Here is a 16,605-nt window from a genome sequence, read left to right as displayed (position 1 = left end):
TGATCGAGACGATAGCGGCAGCGCGCAATCGCGTCAGCCCCGCGCCCACAGCGCCAGGTAGCGCCCCGCGCCTACAACACCAGCCGCGCTCCTACAGCGCCAGGTAGCGCTGCCGCTCGTACGGGGTGACCTCGCGGCGGTACTGTTCCCACTCGGCCCGCTTGTTGCGCAGGAAGAAGTCGAAGACGTGCTCGCCGAGCACCTCGGCGACCAGTTCGGAGCCGGCCATCACGTCGATCGCCTCGGCGAGGTTCTCCGGCAGGGCCTCGTAGCCCATGGCGCGCCGCTCCGCGCTGGTCAGCGACCAGACGTCGTCCTCGGCGCCGGGCGGCAGCTCGTACCCCTCTTCGATGCCCTTGAGGCCGGCGCCGAGCAGGACCGCGAAGGCGAGGTACGGGTTGGCCGCCGAGTCCAGGGAGCGGACCTCGACGCGCGCCGAGTTGGGCTTGCCGTACGCGGGCACCCGGACCAGCGCGGACCGGTTGAGGTGACCCCAGCAGACGTACGCCGGGCTCTCGGTGATCCGGTCGGGCAGGTGCTGCGGGAAGAGCCGCTTGTACGAGTTGACCCACTGGTTGGTGACGGCGGTGTATTCGCGGGCGTGCACCAGCAGGCCGGCGATGAACGACTTCGCCACCTTGGACAGCTTCATCGGGTCGCCGCTGTCGTGGAAGGCGTTGCGTTCGCCCTCGAACAGCGACAGGTGGGTGTGCATCCCGCTGCCCGGCTGGTCGGTGAACGGCTTCGGCATGAAGCTGGCCTGCACGCCTGTGGAGAGCGCGACCTCCTTGACCACGTGCCGGAAGGTCATGATGTTGTCGGCGGTGGTCAGGGCGTCGGCGTAGCGCAGGTCGATCTCCTGCTGGCCGGGTGCGACCTCGTGGTGGCTGAACTCCACCGAGATGCCGATGCGTTCCAGCGCCAGCACGCCCTGCCGGCGGAAGTCCCGGGCCACGGCGTGGGTGGTGTGCTCGAAGTAGCCGCCGGTGTCGACCGGGGTGGGCACCGAGCCGTCCTGTGGGCCGTTCTCCAGCAGGAAGAACTCGATCTCGGGGTGGGTGTAGAAGGTGAAGCCCTTCTCGGCTGCCTTGGACAGCGCGCGGCGCAGCACGTGCCGGGGGTCGGCCCAGGACGGGCCGCCGTCGGGCAGCAGGATGTCGCAGAACATCCGGGCGCTCTCGCCGCTGACCCCGCCCTCGAAGGGGAAGACCTGGAAGGTGGTCGGGTCGGGCATGGCCACCATGTCCGATTCGAAGACCCGGGCGAAGCCTTCGATCGCCGAGCCGTCGAAGCCGATGCCCTCTTCGAAGGCCGCCTCGAGCTCGGCGGGTGCCACCGAAACGCTCTTGAGCGTGCCCAGAACGTCGGTGAACCACAGCCGGACGAACCGGATGTCCCGCTCTTCCAGCGTGCGGAGGACGAACTCCTGCTGACGGTCCACTTCCCCAACCCCTCGCGACACTCTTTTGTCCGCCTTGGCCGGGCTGCACCCGACCTGATCGCCCAGTGTTCCCGGGCCTGGTTACGCAGACGTTACGCGAACTGCCGCCGACCGTCCCCTCGTGTCCCGCCCGGCGGGCCCCCGTCGCGGCGGGTGGCGGCAATCTCGTCCGAGGGTACGGATTGTCGCGCGGGGGCTGGGGCAAGATGAAGGCATGCCCACCCTGCGTCTCGCCCTGTCCCAGGTCAACCCGAGCGTCGGCGACATCGCCGGTAACGCAGACCTGGTCCGCAGCTGGACTCGCCAGGCCGCCGATGCCGGTGCCCAGCTGGTGCTCTTCCCGGAAATGATGTTGACCGGGTACCCGGTCGAGGACCTGGTCTTCCGGCGTTCCTTCGTGGCCGCGTCCCGGGCCGCCGTGGAGCGGCTGGCCGCTGACCTGGCCGCCGACGGTCTCGGTGAGGTGCCGGTCGTGGTCGGCTACCTGGACGCCGACGGGCCGCCGCAGGTCAGCGGGGACGCCGAGCCGGGCCGGGGTGCCCGCAACGCCGCCGCGCTGCTGCACCGGGGCGTCGTGGCGGCCCGCTACTTCAAGCACCACCTGCCCAACTACGGGGTCTTCGACGAGGACCGGTACTTCATCTCCGGTGACGCGCTGACCGTGGTGCGGATCGGCGGTGTGGACGTCGCGTTGACCATCTGCGAGGACCTGTGGCAGGCCGGCGGTCCGTTCGCCGCCGCCCGCAGGGCCGGCGTCGGCCTGGTCGTCAACATCAACGGCTCGCCGTACGAGCTGAACAAGGACGACATCCGGCTGCCGCTGGTTCGCCGCCGGGCCGCTGAGGCGGGCGCCGCCATCGCGTACGTCAACATGACCGGCGGCCAGGACGAGCTGGTCTTCGAGGGTGACTCGATGATCGTGAGCGCCGACGGTGAGCTGCTCACCCGGGCACCGCAGTTCGTCGAGCACCTGCTCGTGCACGACGTCGAGCTGCCGGCCGCCGGCACCCCGCCGACCGCCGAGACGGTGGCGGACGGCATGCGGATCGCGCACAGCACGCTGGACGGCATTCCGCCCGCGCCGTCCGGCCCGGCCGCCACCGGCGGGCTGATCGAGCCGGTGGCCGACGAGGCGGAGGTGTGGCAGGCGCTGGTGCTGGGCCTGCGCGACTACGTCAACAAGAACCGGTTCCCGTCGGTGGTGCTCGGTCTCTCCGGCGGCATCGACTCGGCGGTGGTGGCCGCGCTCGCCGTCGACGCGCTCGGGCCGGACCGGGTGGTCGGGGTGTCGCTGCCCAGCCAGCACTCCTCGGAGCACTCCCGGGAGGACGCCGCCGACCTGGCCAAGCGCACCGGCCTGGACTACCGCGTGGAGCCGATCCAGCCGATGGTGGACGGTTTCCTGGCCAACCTGTCGCTGTCCGGCGTGGCGGTGGAGAACCTCCAGGCCCGGGTCCGGGGTGTGATCCTGATGGCGCTGTCGAACCAGGAGGGCCACCTGGTGTTGACCACCGGCAACAAGAGTGAGCTGGCGGTCGGCTACTCCACCCTGTACGGCGACTCGGTGGGCGGCTTCAACCCGGTCAAGGACGTCTGGAAGACGCTGATCTGGCGGCTCGCGAAGTGGCGCAACAGGGACGCGGCTCGGCGCGGTGAGACCGCCCCGATCCCGGAGAACTCGATCGGCAAGCCGCCGAGCGCCGAGCTGAGCCCGGGCCAGCTCGACAGCGACAGCCTGCCCGACTACGACGTCCTGGACCCGATCCTGATCGGTTACGTCGACGGCGACCTCGGCCGCGACGGGCTGGTCGAGTCGGGTCACGACCCGGCGATCGTGGACAAGGTGCTGCGGCTGGTGGATACCGCCGAGTACAAGCGACGGCAGTCGGCGCCGGGCACGAAGATCTCCATGAAGGCGTTCGGTCGGGACCGCCGGCTGCCGATCACCAACCGGTGGCGCGAGCACGGCTGAGGCGTACCCCTGGGGGTGCCGGGTCGGTGGGGCGGCCCGGCGCCGCCGCGCGGGCGCCGCACGGCGCGCTCGCGGGCGGCCTCACCGCCTCAGGCGGCGTTCCCGCGCTGGTGGAGTGACATCTTGCACTGGGCCCTGCCGTCACCCCGTCTCACGGTGCGACGATCGCGACAACACCCGGGGACCGCGCAGGCGGCCTCGAGGAAGGGAGACAGAGATGGTGGAGTCCACTGGGCACGAGGTGACCGCGTTGTACGGCGGTCCGGCCACCCGACGGGTCCGCACCCGCGACCTGATGGCCGCCAAGGAGCGCGGCGAGCGGTGGCCGATGCTGACCTCGTACGACCAGTACACGGCGTCGATCTTCGACCAGGCCGGCGTTCCGGTGCTGCTGGTCGGCGACTCGGCCGCGAACAACGTGTTCGGCTACGAGACGACCCTGCCGATCACCGCCGACGAGTTGCTTCCGCTGGTCCGGGCCGTGGTGCGGGCGACCCGGCAGGCGCTGGTCGTCGGTGACCTGCCGTTCGGCTCGTACGAGGAGGGTCCGGCCCAGGCGCTGCGGACCGCCGTCCGGTTCATGAAGGAGGGTGGCTGTCACGCGGTGAAGCTGGAGGGTGGCCGTCGCAACGCGGCGCAGATCGCCGCGATCGTCGGCGCCGGCATTCCGGTGATGGCGCACATCGGTTTCACGCCGCAGAGCGAGCACACCCTGGGCGGCTACCGCGTCCAGGGTCGAGGTGACGCCGCCGAGGAGGTGCTGGCCGACGCACGGGCGGTGGCGGAGGCTGGCGCGTTCGCGGTGGTGCTGGAGATGGTGCCCGGCGAGGTGGCCAAGCGGATCACCCACGAACTGCCGATCCCCACGGTGGGCATCGGCGCTGGCCCGGACACCGATGCGCAGGTGCTGGTCTGGCAGGACATGGCCGGGCTGCGGACCGGTAAGGCCCCTCGTTTCGTCAAGCGGTACGCGGACCTGGCCGGCGCCCTCACCGACGCCACCCGCCGGTTCGCCGACGAGGTGCGTGGCGGCGACTTCCCCGCCGCCGAACACACCTTCTAGTCCCGAGCACGGCGTGATCCACTCGCGTTTCCGAAAGTCGGGGTGTCCCGGCGCTACGGACACCCCGACTTCACGGAAGCCGAGTGGATCACGCCGCGTAGGGCGCTGATCAGAGGTCGGTGACGCGGATGCCGGCGTGTGCCTTGTAGCGCTTGTTGATGGCGATCAGGTTGGCGGTGAACGCCTCGATCTGGTGGGCGTTGCGCAACCGGCCGGCGTAGATGCCCCGCATGCCGGGGATCCGGGCGGCGAGCGCGCCGACGATGTCGACCAGCTCGCGGTCCTCGGTGCAGATCAACACGTCCAGATCGATCCGGTCGACCTCGGGGTCGGCGAGCAGCGGAGCGCTGACGTGGTTGAACGCGGCGCAGACCCGGGAGTCGGGCAGCAACGCGGCAGCCTGCTGCACGGCGCTGCCCTCGGCGACGCTCAGCGCGTACGGGCCCTGCTTGTCGAAGCCGAGCGGGTTGACGCAGTCCACGACGATCCGGCCGGCGAGCGGCTCGGCGAGGGCGGCGACGGTGGCGGCGTGCCCGTCCCACGGCACCGCGATGATCACCACGTCGCTGCGTCGGGCCACCTCGTCGTTGGCCGCACCTGTGACGCTGCCACCGGCCGGCACCCCGGGCAGGGCGGCGATCTCGGCTGCGGACTCGGCGGCCCGCTCAGCCGACCGGGATCCGATCAACACCGTCTGGCCGGCCCGCGCGAACCGGTAGGCGAGGCCCCGCCCCTGGTCGCCGGTGCCGCCGATGATGCCGACCGTCAGCCCGGACACGTCGGGCAGCGTGCTCGCGTCGTATGCCATGGCCTCATCCTCGCAAACCGCTCGTCGGCCAGCAGCGCCGAGCGCTGTGAGAATCCCCGCTGCCGGCGAGACCAAGCCGCGGTCGGGGCCGTCGGCCCGGTCAGGCCAGCTCGAACAGGACGGTGCGGGCCGCCGGGTCGGCGGTGACCAGACGGACCTGGACCCGTTCGCCGAGCGGCAGTTGGCCGAGGCAGCGTGCGCGTACCGGCGGCGCGTCCAGCGCGACGGTGCCACCGGGTGGTCGGGGCCGGGACTTGCCGTTGGGCGGGGCGTCGACGTCGAGGACGGCCGCCTCGAAGGTCTCGCCCACCCGGTGCTCCAGCACCGCCGCCTCGGCCAGCTCCACGGCGCCACGGGCGGCCGCCGAGGCGACCCGGTCGGTGCTCGCCATCACCTCGGGCAGCCGCGGCAGCGCGGCGCGGGCCCAGTCGGGCACCGGCTGGCCGGCGTGCAGGGCCAGGCAGACCTCGGTGGCGTACCGGTCGGCCAGCCGCCGCAACGGCGCCGTCACGTGGGCGTACGCGGCCGCCACGCCACCGTGTTCCGGCTGCTCCGGCAGCTCTCCGTCGAACGCGGTGTACCCGGCCCCACGCATCAGCTCGGCCGCCTGGTCGATGAACGCGGCGGCGCGCGGCTGGGCGGCGTCCAGACCGGCGAGGACCTGACCCGGGCCCACGTCGTCCGGCCAGTGCACGCCCAGCGGCGCGGCGGCGGCCCGGAGCCGCTGCACCGCCTCCGGTTTGGGCGCCGGCATCGTCCGCAGCAGGCCGACCCGGCCGGCCAGCATGATGTCGGCGGCGGCCATCCCGGTCAGCAGGGAGATCTGCGCGTTGTGCTCCTCCATCGGGATCGGCGCGCTCAGCACCAGCCGCCAACCCTCACCGTCGGGCTCCAGATCCTGCTCGGGCAGCGGCAGGTTGATGGCACCGCGCCGCAACCCACGCGCGGTCAGTCGGTCGCCGATCTCCGGCAGCAGCGCGATCGGGTCGGGTAGCCGCCCCGCCTCGGCTGCCGCCTGCACCCCTGTGTAGTCGAGTTTGGCGCGGCTGCGGACGAGGGCGCGTTCCAGCTCGACGGCCACGGTGGCGCCGTCGGCGTCCAGGTCGATGGTCCAGACCACCGCGGCCCGGTCGTCGTCGGGCAGCAGGCTGGCGGCCCCCTCGCTGAGGGTGCGCGGGTGCAGCGGCACGTTCCCGTCGGGCAGGTAGATGGTCTGCCCTCGCCGCCAGGTCTCCGCCTCCAACGCGCCACCCGGGGTGACGTGCGCGGCTACGTCGGCGATTGCGTACCGCACCCGGTAGCCCCCACCCGCGCGGCGGGCGAGGTGCATCGCCTGGTCCAGGTCCCGTGAGGTGGCGGGGTCGACCGTGACGAACGGTATGTCGGTGCGGTCGACGGGCGGCTGCGGCGGTGCCGCAGCCGCCTCGTCGGCTTCACGTTGGGCGTCGGCCGGGAACTCCTCGGGCAGGCCGAGCTCGCGGCGCAGCGCGCCGAAGTCGATGCGGGGCGCGAGTACGCGTCGGATGACCACGGGTCAATCCTGACAGCGCCACCGGTGATCCGCTTCCGGTGACCGGCCGAGAAATCCGCCCGGCGAGGGGTGACCCGCTCTCAGCCGGTCGCCTTCCGGGCGGCGCTGCGCGTACCCCTCGGGGCGGTGGCGCGGGCGGCGACCGGGCGGGCCGGCGACTTGCGGGCGGTCACCTTGCGGGCCGGCGCCTTGGCCGCGGCTGTCTTCTTCGCCGGGGCCTTCTTCGCCGCCGCCTTGCGGGCGGTGGTCGACGAGGTGCCCGTCGCCTTCGCGGCCGGCGCCTTCTTGGCCGGGGCCTTGCGGGCGCCGCCGCTGGGGCGGGTCGACGCGGTCTTCTTCGCCGCGGCCGTCTTCTTCGCCGCCGTCTTCTTGGCGGCGGACGCCGTGGTCGCGACCTTGCGCGCCGGGGCCTTCGCCGCAGTGGTGGTCTTGCGCGCCGGAGCCTTCGTCGCGGTCGTGGTCTTCCGCGCGGGAGCCTTGGTCGCGGCGGTGGTCTTCCGCGCCGCCGAGGCGGTGGTCTTCTTGGCCGCGCTCACCGTCTTCTTTGCCGTACCCGTGGTCTTCTTCGCGGCGGTGGTGGTCTTGCGCGCCGTGGACGCCGGGGACCGCTTGGCGGTGGCGGTCGTCTTGCGGGTGGCGGTCGAGGTCTTCGCGGGGGCCTTCTTGGCCGCGGCGGTGGTCTTGGTCGTGGCCTTCTTCGCGGGGGCCTTCGTGGCCGCCGTGGTGGTCTTCTTGGCCGGGGCGCGGCCCGCCGCGCCGGCGGCCTTGCGGGCCGGTGCCTTCGCGGCACCCGTGGTGGACTTGCGCACGGGGGTGGTCCGGCTGGCCGCCGTGTTCCGCTCCGCCGCGGCGGTCTTCTTCGCGGTGGTGCGTCGGGCGGCCGGGCGCTTGGTGGCCTGCTGTGCTTCGGCCATCGTGGTTCCCTCCTCGGGGGACGTGCTCTCGCGTGCGTCCTCGCGGAGCACGAAATACCTCGGCGCGAGCCGTCCCGCGCCGCCTATCTGTCCTCCCCGGCCCAACGAGCGTCCTCGGCATCCCACGCCTCGTTCCGCTCCTGCACTCGTTGCAGGGCGTTCTCCGCGTCGGCCGCCGAGTCGTACGGGCCGAGAACGTGCTTCGCCGGACACACGTTGGCGTCCGTCTCGACCCGGTGATGCCGGGTGCACCAGTAGAACTGCCCACCACGTCCGCTGTCGCTCATGGGAATCACTGTGCACCGCGAACCGGCCGGCCGCCACCGGATCGCACAAGTCGCCGACGATCTCCACAGTAGATATGCATTGCGTTCGTCGGGCCGAAATGGCGAAACGCGTGGGACTGGAACTCCAGAAGATGCGCAGGTGAGCCCGCTGTGGGTCGCAACTATGATCGCCGGATGGCGACTCCGGACTACATCGTGGGGATGCGCAAGCACGTCGGCCACGACCTGCTCTGGCTGCCGAGCGTCAGCGCGGTGGTCCGCAACGACGCCGGCGAACTGTTGCTCGGCCAGCGCGCCGACGACGGGCGCTGGTCGGTGATCAGCGGTTTCGTCGAGCGGGGCGAGCAGCCGGCCACCGCGGTGGTCCGCGAGGTGCGCGAGGAGACGGGCCTGGACGTCGCCCCGGTGCGGATGTCCAGCGCCGTCTCGCACCCGCACACGTACCCGAACGGGGACCACTGCGAATACCTGAACCTGGGGTTCCTGTGCCGGCTGGTGGCCGGCACCGCCCGGGTCAACGACGACGAGTCACTGGCAGTGCGGTGGTTTCCGTTGGACCGGCTGCCCGAGCTGGACAAGCACGCCCTGCTGGTCATCGCGTATGCGCTGCGCGAGAACCAGTTGGCCGGTTACCTGGAGCCGGGTACGACGTGGGACGACGTACCCGACTGAGGTTCACACCGGGGTCGCGGCGAGGGCGACCGGCGCGGTCGGGGCCGACCGGGCCGCCCGGATGGTGTACGCGAGCGCGTACGGCATGCAGGCCAGGTAGAACATCGGCTCCAGCAACAACTGGTCGGTGATCAGGAAGATCTCCCATGACGTGGGGCGGGGCAGGCCGAAGTTCCAGTCCGTCCAGCAGGCGAGGAGCCACAACGGCGCGGAGATCCGGTCGACGCTGTCCGGCGCCATCGGGTCGACCGGACCGGTGCCAGGCCCCGGAATGGTCTGGATCACGAAGAGAATCACGGCCAGGTCGGCGGCGACGAGCGCGCCGACGAGGCCAACCAACCAGGCGAGGCCAACCCGACCCCTGGCGGCGAGGTTCGCCGCAGCCCAGAGGGCGAGCGTCAGGCCAGCCAACCAGAGCAGCAGACCGGGTACGGAACGGCCGAAGCCGTCGCCGCTGATGACAAACATGATCACGAGTACGGCCACACCGACGGGAAGCACCACGCCGAGCGCGATGCGCAGCGGGCCCTGCAGTGCGGTGTGCCGGGCCGACCGTGCTGTGTACTTCGCCAACAGCACCGCGAAGCCGACTGTCAGCGTCGACCAGAGCGGCAACTGCGCCGCGGTCGACCAGCTCACCCGAATCGACAGCCAGTTGTAGACCAGATTCATGGCCAGCGCGCTGACCACCACGATCCCGGCGCAGGCGAGCGGTGCCAGGAGCAGGGCAGCGGCGGTACGGCGGGCCCGCCGATGCATCATGCGGCGATCGAGAAGCGGAGCGCCGGCCCGGCTCACGGCCAGGCTCACGGCGAAGCCGACCATCTTCGTCCAGCGACCGCTCTCGGCGAGGACGTGCAGCTCGGCGGCCCATTCGCGGCGCAGGTCGTCGCGGACGTCGGTTGGCCAGCGGCGCGCGGCCAACTCCAGCAACAGTTCGGCGATCCGGCGGGTCACCATGGCGGCGCTCCGGTGGTTGCTCGCGTCGCACTCACCCGTTCACCGCTCGCGGCCCCGGAGAGGGCTTTCCGCTCGACGTGCGGATCCAGCCCGCGCTCGGCGTCCGCACCAGAGCGACGGGCACTGCGGGCGCCGGCCGGGCCGCCCGGATGGTGTACGCGAGCGCGTACGGCATGCAGGCCAGGTAGAGCATGGGCTCTGTCAACACCCGGTTGGTGATCAGGAAGATCTCCCACTCGATCGGCCGGGGCAGGCCGAAGTTCCAGTCCGTCCAGCAGGCGAAGAGCCACAGCGGCGCGGAGATCGGGTCGACGCGCTCCCGTGCCTCGATCGTCGGCCCGGCGCCGAATCCGGCGGGGTACGCGTCGACGATGACGAGGATCACCGCGAGGTCCGCGGCGACGAGTGCGCCGAGGACGCCCACCCACCAGGCGGCGCGGACGCGACCCCGGGCGGCGAGACTCGCCGCGGCCCAGAGCGCGAGGGTCAGGCCGGCCAACCAGAGCAGCAGACCGGGTACGGCGTCGGCCAGGCCCTCGGCGTTGACGACGTACACGACGTTGACGACGTACACGAACAGGATGGCTGCCGCACCGACCGGAAGCACGACGCCGAGCGCGATACGCAGTGGGCCGTCGAGTGCGTTGTGCCGGGCCCAGCGGGCGGCGAACACCGCCAGCACGACCGCCAGCACGATGGTGATCGCCGCCCAGATCGGCCTCTGCGCCCGCTCCGCCCAACTCGCCCGCGGCAGCAACGAGTCGACGGAGAACAGCGCCAACACACCGAGGGCCACGATCCCGACGCAGGCGAGCGGGGACAGCAGTAGCGCTGCGGCGGTGCGGCCGGCCCGACCACGCATCAGTGTGCGGTCGACGAGTGGGGCGCCGGCGCGGCTGACGGCCAGGCTCGCCGCGAAGCCCACCATCTTCCTCCAGCGACCGCTCTCGGCGAGCACGTGCAGCTCGGCGGCCCACTCGCGGCGCAGGTCGTCGCGGACGTCGGTTGGCCAGCGGCGCGCGGCCAACCTCAACAGCAGCTCGGCGACCCGGCGGGTCACCACGCCGGCGCCCCGGTGGGCTCGGCGCCGCCCCACGATGGACGGCCGTCGGGGATCGCGGCCCGCAGGTCGGCGAGCGCCTGGCGGGCCTGCGTCACGCCCTCGGCGGTGAGTCGGTAGTAGCGGCGGGCCGGCCGGCCGGCCGCGACGGGGTCGATCGCCTCCCAGTCGGCGGCCAGCCAGCCGGCCCCCTGCAACCGGTGCAGCACCGGGTAGAGGGTGCCGCTGGGCAGGCCGGTCAGCCGCATCAGGTCGAGCCCGTAGCGCTGCTCGTCGGGCTCGGTGAGCAGCGCCGCGAGCACCTTCGCGACCGGAATCGTCATCCGCATCCGGCCACTGTATCGGAACTCTACATAGGGGTGGGTACCCGTTCGACGGGAATCCACAGCTCGGCGTCCGCCTGGGTGCCGTCCGCGGACACCCGCACCCGGGAGATCTCCGGTCCAGGTCGGCTGCGGTACGGGTTGGACGGGAACCACTGGGTGAACACGTCACGCCACAGGTACTGCACCGCCTGCGGAAACGCACCGGAGGTGGTGAACACCGCCCACGACCCGGCCCGCACCGGCAGCACGTCCAGGCCCTCCGGCGGCACGGCGCTGGTCACCACCCCGTGCCAGTAGTCCAGCTCGGTGCCCTCCTGCCGGCTGTCGGCGAGGTTGTCGCTGACGTTGACGATCCCCTTCGGCTCCTGATCGGAGAGCGCCTCGATCCGCTCGGTGGTCTCGCTGTCGATGCTCCGGATGAACGCCACGATCGCCGGGTTCATCCCCTCGTGCACCAGCGGAACCCGGGCCTTGCGCCCCACCAGCGCGAACGCGTCCTTGTCGACGATCCGGTACTCCATGCTGCCGCTCCCTTCCACTGTGAGTCGGAAGGACATCCGGGGCTGGGCGCGCAACGCTGCCCCCGTACGCCGGGCTTCTCCGGGGCCCACGCCGTGCACGGCGTGGAACGCCCGGGCGAACGCCTCCGCCGAGCCGTAGCCGTAGTGCACCGCGACGTCGAGCAACGTCCGCTCCCCCGCCAGCACGTCCGCACCGGCGACGGTGAGCCGACGCCGACGGATGTACTCCGACAGCGGCATCCCGGCCAGCGCGGAGAACAGCCGCCGGAAGTGGTACTCCGACGTCAGCGCGATCCGCGCCAGCTCGGCCACCTCGATCTTCTGGTCGAGGTGCCGCTCGATGTACGCCATGGCCTCGTTGAGCCGCTCCAGCACCCGGGCCTCCTTCCCTGTCGAGCACCGACGCTAGGCGGCGGGCCCGGCGGCCCACCCGACATCCGATGCCCGCATCGGTCGGGTATGGCCGCACCAGCCGCACCGGCCCTCGTGTCGTAGCCTGGCGGACTTTGCTAATCGAGGAGGTTGGACGTGACCGAGTATCCGCAGGACGTCGTGCAGCGCTTCCACGGCTCCCCCGAACAGGTCGACGCCGGCCTGGTGGGCGAGCCGCCACGAACGTGGGAGTCCGTCGTCATCGAGGAGTACGACCCGGTCTGGGCGCAACGGTTCGTCGCCGTCCGGTCATCGCTCACCGAGGCGCTGGGCGATCTGGTCATCAGCGTGGAACACGTCGGGTCGACGGCGGTGCCAGGGCTCGCCGCCAAGCCCGTTCTCAATGTCGACCTCGTCATCGAGGACACCGCCGAGGAGGCCACCTATCTCCCCGCCCTGGAACGGCTCGGGTACCGGCTCGTCCTGCGGGAGCCCTGGTGGCACGGGCACCGGATGCTTCTCAGCCCCACCGAGGACGTCAACGTGCACGTCTGGCCGCAGGGTGCGCCGGAGCCGGTCCGGCACCGGCTCTTCCGCGACTGGCTGCGCGCGCATCCCCACGACCGGGAGTTGTACGCCGCGACCAAGCGGCGCCTCGCCCGGGACACCGCGCACCGACCCGGTGACTACAGCCTGGCGAAGAACGACGTCATCGACGAGATCTACGCGCGCATCTTCGCGGCCTGATGACCTCAGGTCGCCGGCGCTCGCCCGCAGATCTTGGACACTTTCCGTTCTGAGCTAACAGTTCTGAGCTAACGGAAACTGTCCAAGATCTGGCGGCCCGACTTCAGCGCGGCGACTGTTGCATGATCCAGGTGGGGACGGGCTCCGGCAGCGTGCCCACCACCTCCCAGCCGGCGCGGCGGTACAGCTCGACGTTGGCCGGGTAGCTGGTCTCCAGGATCGCCGGCAGGCCGTCGGCGGCGGCGCGGGCCAGCCCGGCCCGCATGACGGCACGGCCCCACCCGCGTCCGGCGCTGTCCGGGTGGGTGCCCAGCACACCGAGATACCAGAACGGGTACGTCGGCAGGGCGTCATGAATCGCCTCGTCGTAGCCCTGCACGCGGGCCAGCACGTCGGCGGGATAACGCGCTTGCTCCGGCGACCCGGGGCCGACGCCGGAGGCGTCCGGCGGCGCGTGAACCGGCGACGCGTCGGCCGGCGGCTCGGCCGGCGGCTCCCAGATGGCGACGGACGCACCGCCGCCGATCGTCCAGATCGACGACCTGTGCACCCGCTTGTCGAAGAGGTCGCCGAAGAAGACAGCGGCGTAACGCGGATAGGTGTCCTCGTCCGGGAACAGATGTCGCAGGATGGGATCCTTGATGAACGCGGCAACCAGCGTGGCGACCACCGCGTCGCGGTCCGTTGGCGTGGCGAGGGTGATCTCAGGCGTCGTCACAACAGACGACATTATCGAAATTGGCACCTTGCCCCTGACCCCTGACCGGGCGACGGACCGGAGACTGGTCCCATGGACCTCGATGACTACCGGAGACACTCCCCCTACAGCGACCCCGGTCGCCACGGCGGGCTCCTCGACGCCGTGTCACCCGACTTCCCCACAGTGGCGGCGACCGCCCGCAACGTGATCGTCCACTACCGGGCCGGCGGAGTCGACCTGCCCGTCGACCGGCTGGAGGAGGTCAACCGCCGCTGGGTGGACCGCATCCTCGACACCGACCAGTCCCGATTTCCGCTGCCCCTGGCCGCCGAGCGTCCGGCCGTCGATCGGGTGGCCGGCTGTTGTCGGGACCACACGCTGCTCTCGGTGGCGGTGCTCCGCCAGCACGGCATTCCCAGCCGCAGCCGGGTCGGGTTCGCCTCGTACTTCGTGCCCGGCTGGCACCACGACCACGTGCTTGTGGAGTACTGGAACGGCGACCGCTGGGTCTGGGCGGACCCGGAGCTCGATCCGGCCGGCGACTGGGGGTTCGACGGCTACGACATCGGCCCGAAGGCCGGCCTCTTCGACTCGGCCGCGCGGGTGTGGTCGGCGTACCGGGCCGGGACGATCGACCCCGAGGTGTACGGCGTGAGCCCGGAGCTGCCGATCCGAGGCGACTGGTTCATCCACGACTACGTCCTGCTGGAGCTGGCCCACCGGCAGAAGGACGAGCTGCTGCTCTGGGACCGCCTCGACGCGATGACCGACGATGTCGCCACCGCCGACCTCACTCTCGTGGACGAGATCGCCGCGTTACTGCTCGCCGCCGACGACGGCGACCTGGCCGCGGAGAAGGTTCTCGCCGACCGGTACGCCAGCGACGCCCGACTCCGCCCCGACTCCCGGGTGGAGAGCGTCTCGCCGGTCTCCGGCTCCGTCAGCATTGTCGACCTGCGCCGCTGAACGGCCCGGGCGTGCGTCGAAGCCCCGGCCAGGATTCGACACCCGCCCTACCCGAAGGTGAAGGCGTACGCCTCGGCGCCGGGCTCGTCGAACGTGATCTCCAGGGTCCGCTCACGGATCGGGCCGTCCTGGCGGACGAGCTGGTAGAGGCGGCCGTCCTGGAGTACGCCGTTGCCGTTCCCGTCGACGTCGACGCCGTGTGACGGGCCGGGTGCCGCGCCGTCGAGCAGCAGCCGGAACGGGATCGGCGCTCCCGCCCCGGGGGCCAGCACGAGATGCGCGTCGCGGGCGTGGAACCGGAAGGCGACGCCGCCGCCGGCCCGGTTCAGCACCACGTTCTCCGACCCGATCGTCCACTCCCCCGCCAGCGCCCACTGGTTGAGGCCGAGGTTCTCCGGCACCTGGTAGGCGCGGCGTTCGTCGAGCGCGGGGCCGTTCGGCGACGCGAAGTGTTCGCCGCGGCCGAAACCGAGGTACGTCTCGGGCGTCCGCAGGTTGTTCCAGTCGGCCTCCGCCTCCGGGCCAACACCCTTGACGGGTACGGGGTCGCGCTCGATGCCGAGCAGTTGCTGGAGCACCCGCTCGGACTGCTCGTAGCGTCCCTCGCCGAAGTGGTCGTCGCGGATGACGCCGTCGGTGTCGACGAAGTAGAGCGCCGGCCAGTAGTGGTTGTCGAACGCACTCCAGATCGCGTAGTCGTTGTCGACGGCCACCGGGTAGTCGATCGAGCGGGCCGCCACCGCCCGCCGTACCTGGTCGACCTCGTGCTCGAACGCGAACTCCGGGGTGTGCACCCCGACGACGACCAGCCCGTCGTCCCGGTACGCCTGCGACCAGGCACGCACGTACGGCTCCTGACGCAGCCAGTTGATGCAGGTGAGCGTCCAGAAGTTGACCAGGACGACGCGTCCGCCCAGGTCGGCGGGGCCGAGTGGCTCGGAGTTGAGCCACTCGGCCGCCCCGTTGAGCGGGGGCAGGTGCACGGCCATCTAGCGCAGCGACCGGAAGGCGGTGCGCAGCTCCTCGGAGAAGATCTTCGGCTGTTCCCAGGCCGCGAAGTGCCCGCCCACGTCGAGCTTGTTGTAGTAGATGAGGTTGGAGTACGCCTGCTCGGCCCAGCTCTGCGGCGCCTCGTACAGCTCGTCGGGGAAGACGCTCACGGCGACCGGGACGTTGACGCCCTTGGCGGCGAAGAACGACAGCTTGTTCTCCGCGTACAGACGGGACGCGGAAACCGCGGTGTTCGTGAGCCAGTACAGCGAGATGTTGTCCAGGATGTCGTCGCGGGTGAGGCCCGCTTCGGCTCCGTCGAAGACCTGGGAGATCAGGGCCAGACTCTTCGCGTCGTGGTCGAGCAGGAAGGACGCCAGGCCGACCGGAGAGTCCGCCAGCCCGGTCAGTGTCTGCGGCCGTGTCGCCATCATGAGGGCGTACGCGACGTGTTTCCAGACGTAGTTGGCTTCCTCGGCGGCGCGCATCTCGTCGGCGGAGAGACCGGATGGCAGCGAGCCCATGGCGTTGTTCGCTCCGGTGGTGTCGCCCTGGAACAACAGGTCGATCTCGGGTGGGATCGCACCGGGCATGTTTGTGTGGATGCCGAGCAGTTCCGGGGGCGCCTGGAGGCCCATCTGGTCCACGATGACCGCGCCCCAGTCGCCGCCCTGCGCGACGAACCGGTCGTAGCCGAGACGCTTCATCAGCTCCGTCCAGGCGGTCGCGATCTTCTGCGGGTTCCACCCCGACTCGGTCGGCTTGCCGGAGAAACCGTGGCCAGGCAGCGACGGGATCACCAGGTGGAAGGCGTCCGACGCGCTGCCGCCGTGCGCCGTGGGATCGGTGAGCGGTTCGATGATCTTCAGCTGCTCGATGATCGACCCCGGCCAGCCGTGGGTGACGATGAGCGGCAGCGCGTCCTCGTGCTTCGAGCGCACGTGGATGAAGTGGATGTCCACCCCGTCGATGGTGGTCATGAACTGCGGTACGGAATTCAGCCGTGCCTCGACCTTGCGCCAGTCGTACCCATTTCCCCAATAGCTGGCGACGGCCTGAATCGTCGCGAGTGGCACGCCCTGCGACTGGTCGTCCACCGTTTCCTTGTCCGGCCAGCGGGCGGCCTTGATGCGCCTCTTCAGGTCATCGAGGTCGGCCTGAGGAATGTCGACCGAGAACGGCCGAATCTCCGTGGTGCCCGGACGAGTCTTGGTTTTGACAGCCATGCGTGGTTCCTCTCCGTCTAGGTTTGCGCCTCGCGAGGAGAAATCATGG

The 16,605-nt window shown here is 71.2% G+C and carries 17 protein-coding genes; 5 read left to right on the top strand and 12 right to left on the bottom strand.

Going from position 1 to position 16,605, the window contains the following annotated elements; all coding sequences use genetic code 11:
- Window positions 1-91: 91 nt before the first annotated feature.
- The gene (gene glnA / locus ACLQ3B_RS01695; RefSeq protein WP_091409557.1) at window positions 92-1,441 is read right to left on the bottom strand and encodes a type I glutamate--ammonia ligase; all 1,350 of its coding nucleotides are present in this window, start codon (window positions 1,439-1,441) and stop codon (window positions 92-94) included.
- Between the two features lie 214 nt (window positions 1,442-1,655).
- Here glnA and ACLQ3B_RS01690 point away from each other — a divergent pair, with 214 nt between their 5' ends.
- Complete coding sequence (locus ACLQ3B_RS01690; RefSeq protein ID WP_425776713.1) at window positions 1,656-3,413, top strand: NAD+ synthase; 1,758 nt, start codon at window positions 1,656-1,658, stop codon at window positions 3,411-3,413.
- 217 nt (window positions 3,414-3,630) lie between these two features.
- Window positions 3,631-4,476: a 3-methyl-2-oxobutanoate hydroxymethyltransferase gene (panB, locus tag ACLQ3B_RS01685; RefSeq protein ID WP_425776711.1), complete on the top strand. Its 846-nt coding sequence runs from the start codon at window positions 3,631-3,633 to the stop codon at window positions 4,474-4,476.
- A gap of 109 nt (window positions 4,477-4,585) precedes the next feature.
- Here the strand turns inward: panB and npdG are convergent, their stop codons facing one another.
- The 4 genes from npdG to ACLQ3B_RS01665 form a co-directional block, all read right to left on the bottom strand.
- Entirely contained in the window at window positions 4,586-5,284 is a 699-nt protein-coding gene (gene npdG, locus ACLQ3B_RS01680) for an NADPH-dependent F420 reductase (RefSeq protein ID WP_425776710.1), read from the bottom strand.
- A 100-nt stretch (window positions 5,285-5,384) separates the two neighbouring features.
- The gene (locus tag ACLQ3B_RS01675) at window positions 5,385-6,815 is read right to left on the bottom strand and encodes an RNB domain-containing ribonuclease (protein ID WP_425776708.1); all 1,431 of its coding nucleotides are present in this window, start codon (window positions 6,813-6,815) and stop codon (window positions 5,385-5,387) included.
- An 80-nt stretch (window positions 6,816-6,895) separates the two neighbouring features.
- Window positions 6,896-7,729: a histone gene (locus tag ACLQ3B_RS01670; RefSeq protein ID WP_425776706.1), complete on the bottom strand. Its 834-nt coding sequence runs from the start codon at window positions 7,727-7,729 to the stop codon at window positions 6,896-6,898.
- An 83-nt stretch (window positions 7,730-7,812) separates the two neighbouring features.
- The gene (locus ACLQ3B_RS01665) at window positions 7,813-8,016 is read right to left on the bottom strand and encodes a hypothetical protein (RefSeq protein ID WP_130403226.1); all 204 of its coding nucleotides are present in this window, start codon (window positions 8,014-8,016) and stop codon (window positions 7,813-7,815) included.
- A gap of 174 nt (window positions 8,017-8,190) precedes the next feature.
- Here ACLQ3B_RS01665 and ACLQ3B_RS01660 point away from each other — a divergent pair, with 174 nt between their 5' ends.
- On the top strand, window positions 8,191-8,688 hold the full coding sequence (locus tag ACLQ3B_RS01660; protein WP_425776704.1) for an NUDIX hydrolase: 498 nt from the start codon (window positions 8,191-8,193) through the stop codon (window positions 8,686-8,688).
- Window positions 8,689-8,691: 3 nt separating this feature from the next.
- On the opposite strand, the gene ACLQ3B_RS01655 is transcribed toward ACLQ3B_RS01660, so the two are convergent.
- From ACLQ3B_RS01655 to ACLQ3B_RS01640, 4 genes are read right to left on the bottom strand one after another with little or no spacing between them, the layout of a single operon-like run.
- The gene (locus ACLQ3B_RS01655; protein ID WP_425776702.1) at window positions 8,692-9,648 is read right to left on the bottom strand and encodes a hypothetical protein; all 957 of its coding nucleotides are present in this window, start codon (window positions 9,646-9,648) and stop codon (window positions 8,692-8,694) included.
- Window positions 9,649-9,679: 31 nt separating this feature from the next.
- Complete coding sequence (locus ACLQ3B_RS01650; RefSeq protein WP_425776700.1) at window positions 9,680-10,711, bottom strand: hypothetical protein; 1,032 nt, start codon at window positions 10,709-10,711, stop codon at window positions 9,680-9,682.
- On the bottom strand, window positions 10,705-11,037 hold the full coding sequence (locus ACLQ3B_RS01645; RefSeq protein WP_425776698.1) for a PadR family transcriptional regulator: 333 nt from the start codon (window positions 11,035-11,037) through the stop codon (window positions 10,705-10,707). The genes ACLQ3B_RS01650 and ACLQ3B_RS01645 overlap by 7 nt, the downstream gene beginning before the upstream one ends.
- Before the next feature lie 20 nt (window positions 11,038-11,057).
- Window positions 11,058-11,930: a GyrI-like domain-containing protein gene (locus ACLQ3B_RS01640; RefSeq protein ID WP_425776696.1), complete on the bottom strand. Its 873-nt coding sequence runs from the start codon at window positions 11,928-11,930 to the stop codon at window positions 11,058-11,060.
- Between the two features lie 153 nt (window positions 11,931-12,083).
- Here ACLQ3B_RS01640 and ACLQ3B_RS01635 point away from each other — a divergent pair, with 153 nt between their 5' ends.
- Entirely contained in the window at window positions 12,084-12,674 is a 591-nt protein-coding gene (locus ACLQ3B_RS01635; protein ID WP_425776695.1) for a GrpB family protein, read from the top strand.
- A 103-nt stretch (window positions 12,675-12,777) separates the two neighbouring features.
- On the opposite strand, the gene ACLQ3B_RS01630 is transcribed toward ACLQ3B_RS01635, so the two are convergent.
- Window positions 12,778-13,404, bottom strand: coding sequence for a GNAT family N-acetyltransferase (locus ACLQ3B_RS01630; protein WP_425776693.1), 627 nt, complete (start codon window positions 13,402-13,404; stop codon window positions 12,778-12,780).
- A 60-nt stretch (window positions 13,405-13,464) separates the two neighbouring features.
- Between ACLQ3B_RS01630 and ACLQ3B_RS01625 the strand changes: the two genes are divergently transcribed.
- Window positions 13,465-14,340 (top strand): transglutaminase domain-containing protein, encoded by an 876-nt coding sequence (locus tag ACLQ3B_RS01625; RefSeq protein WP_425776691.1) that lies wholly within the window; start codon window positions 13,465-13,467, stop codon window positions 14,338-14,340.
- A gap of 47 nt (window positions 14,341-14,387) precedes the next feature.
- On the opposite strand, the gene ACLQ3B_RS01620 is transcribed toward ACLQ3B_RS01625, so the two are convergent.
- Entirely contained in the window at window positions 14,388-15,329 is a 942-nt protein-coding gene (locus ACLQ3B_RS01620) for a redoxin family protein (RefSeq protein WP_425776689.1), read from the bottom strand.
- Complete coding sequence (locus ACLQ3B_RS01615; protein ID WP_425776688.1) at window positions 15,330-16,556, bottom strand: epoxide hydrolase family protein; 1,227 nt, start codon at window positions 16,554-16,556, stop codon at window positions 15,330-15,332.
- Window positions 16,557-16,605: the final 49 nt, after the last annotated feature.

The organism is Micromonospora sp. DT53 (assembly GCF_049841535.1).
In the GTDB taxonomy this organism is placed as follows: domain Bacteria; phylum Actinomycetota; class Actinomycetes; order Mycobacteriales; family Micromonosporaceae; genus Micromonospora.
The sequence above is the reverse complement of the archived record's forward strand: the minus strand, read 5'-3'. Positions and strand labels throughout refer to the sequence as shown.

What these genes read in the sequence shown, in the direction of transcription:
- ACLQ3B_RS01615 (WP_425776688.1), bottom strand. Translation starts at nt 16,556, where the DNA reads ATGGCTGTCAAAACCAAGACTCGTCCGGGCACCACGGAGATTCGGCCG.
- npdG (WP_425776710.1), bottom strand. Translation starts at nt 5,284, where the DNA reads ATGGCATACGACGCGAGCACGCTGCCCGACGTGTCCGGGCTGACGGTC.
- ACLQ3B_RS01660 (WP_425776704.1), top strand. Translation starts at nt 8,191, where the DNA reads ATGGCGACTCCGGACTACATCGTGGGGATGCGCAAGCACGTCGGCCAC.
- panB (WP_425776711.1), top strand. Translation starts at nt 3,631, where the DNA reads ATGGTGGAGTCCACTGGGCACGAGGTGACCGCGTTGTACGGCGGTCCG.
- ACLQ3B_RS01655 (WP_425776702.1), bottom strand. Translation starts at nt 9,648, where the DNA reads ATGGTGACCCGCCGGATCGCCGAACTGTTGCTGGAGTTGGCCGCGCGC.
- ACLQ3B_RS01670 (WP_425776706.1), bottom strand. Translation starts at nt 7,729, where the DNA reads ATGGCCGAAGCACAGCAGGCCACCAAGCGCCCGGCCGCCCGACGCACC.
- ACLQ3B_RS01690 (WP_425776713.1), top strand. Translation starts at nt 1,656, where the DNA reads ATGCCCACCCTGCGTCTCGCCCTGTCCCAGGTCAACCCGAGCGTCGGC.
- ACLQ3B_RS01665 (WP_130403226.1), bottom strand. Translation starts at nt 8,016, where the DNA reads ATGAGCGACAGCGGACGTGGTGGGCAGTTCTACTGGTGCACCCGGCAT.
- ACLQ3B_RS01645 (WP_425776698.1), bottom strand. Translation starts at nt 11,037, where the DNA reads ATGCGGATGACGATTCCGGTCGCGAAGGTGCTCGCGGCGCTGCTCACC.
- ACLQ3B_RS01630 (WP_425776693.1), bottom strand. Translation starts at nt 13,404, where the DNA reads ATGTCGTCTGTTGTGACGACGCCTGAGATCACCCTCGCCACGCCAACG.
- ACLQ3B_RS01620 (WP_425776689.1), bottom strand. Translation starts at nt 15,329, where the DNA reads ATGGCCGTGCACCTGCCCCCGCTCAACGGGGCGGCCGAGTGGCTCAAC.
- ACLQ3B_RS01625 (WP_425776691.1), top strand. Translation starts at nt 13,465, where the DNA reads ATGGACCTCGATGACTACCGGAGACACTCCCCCTACAGCGACCCCGGT.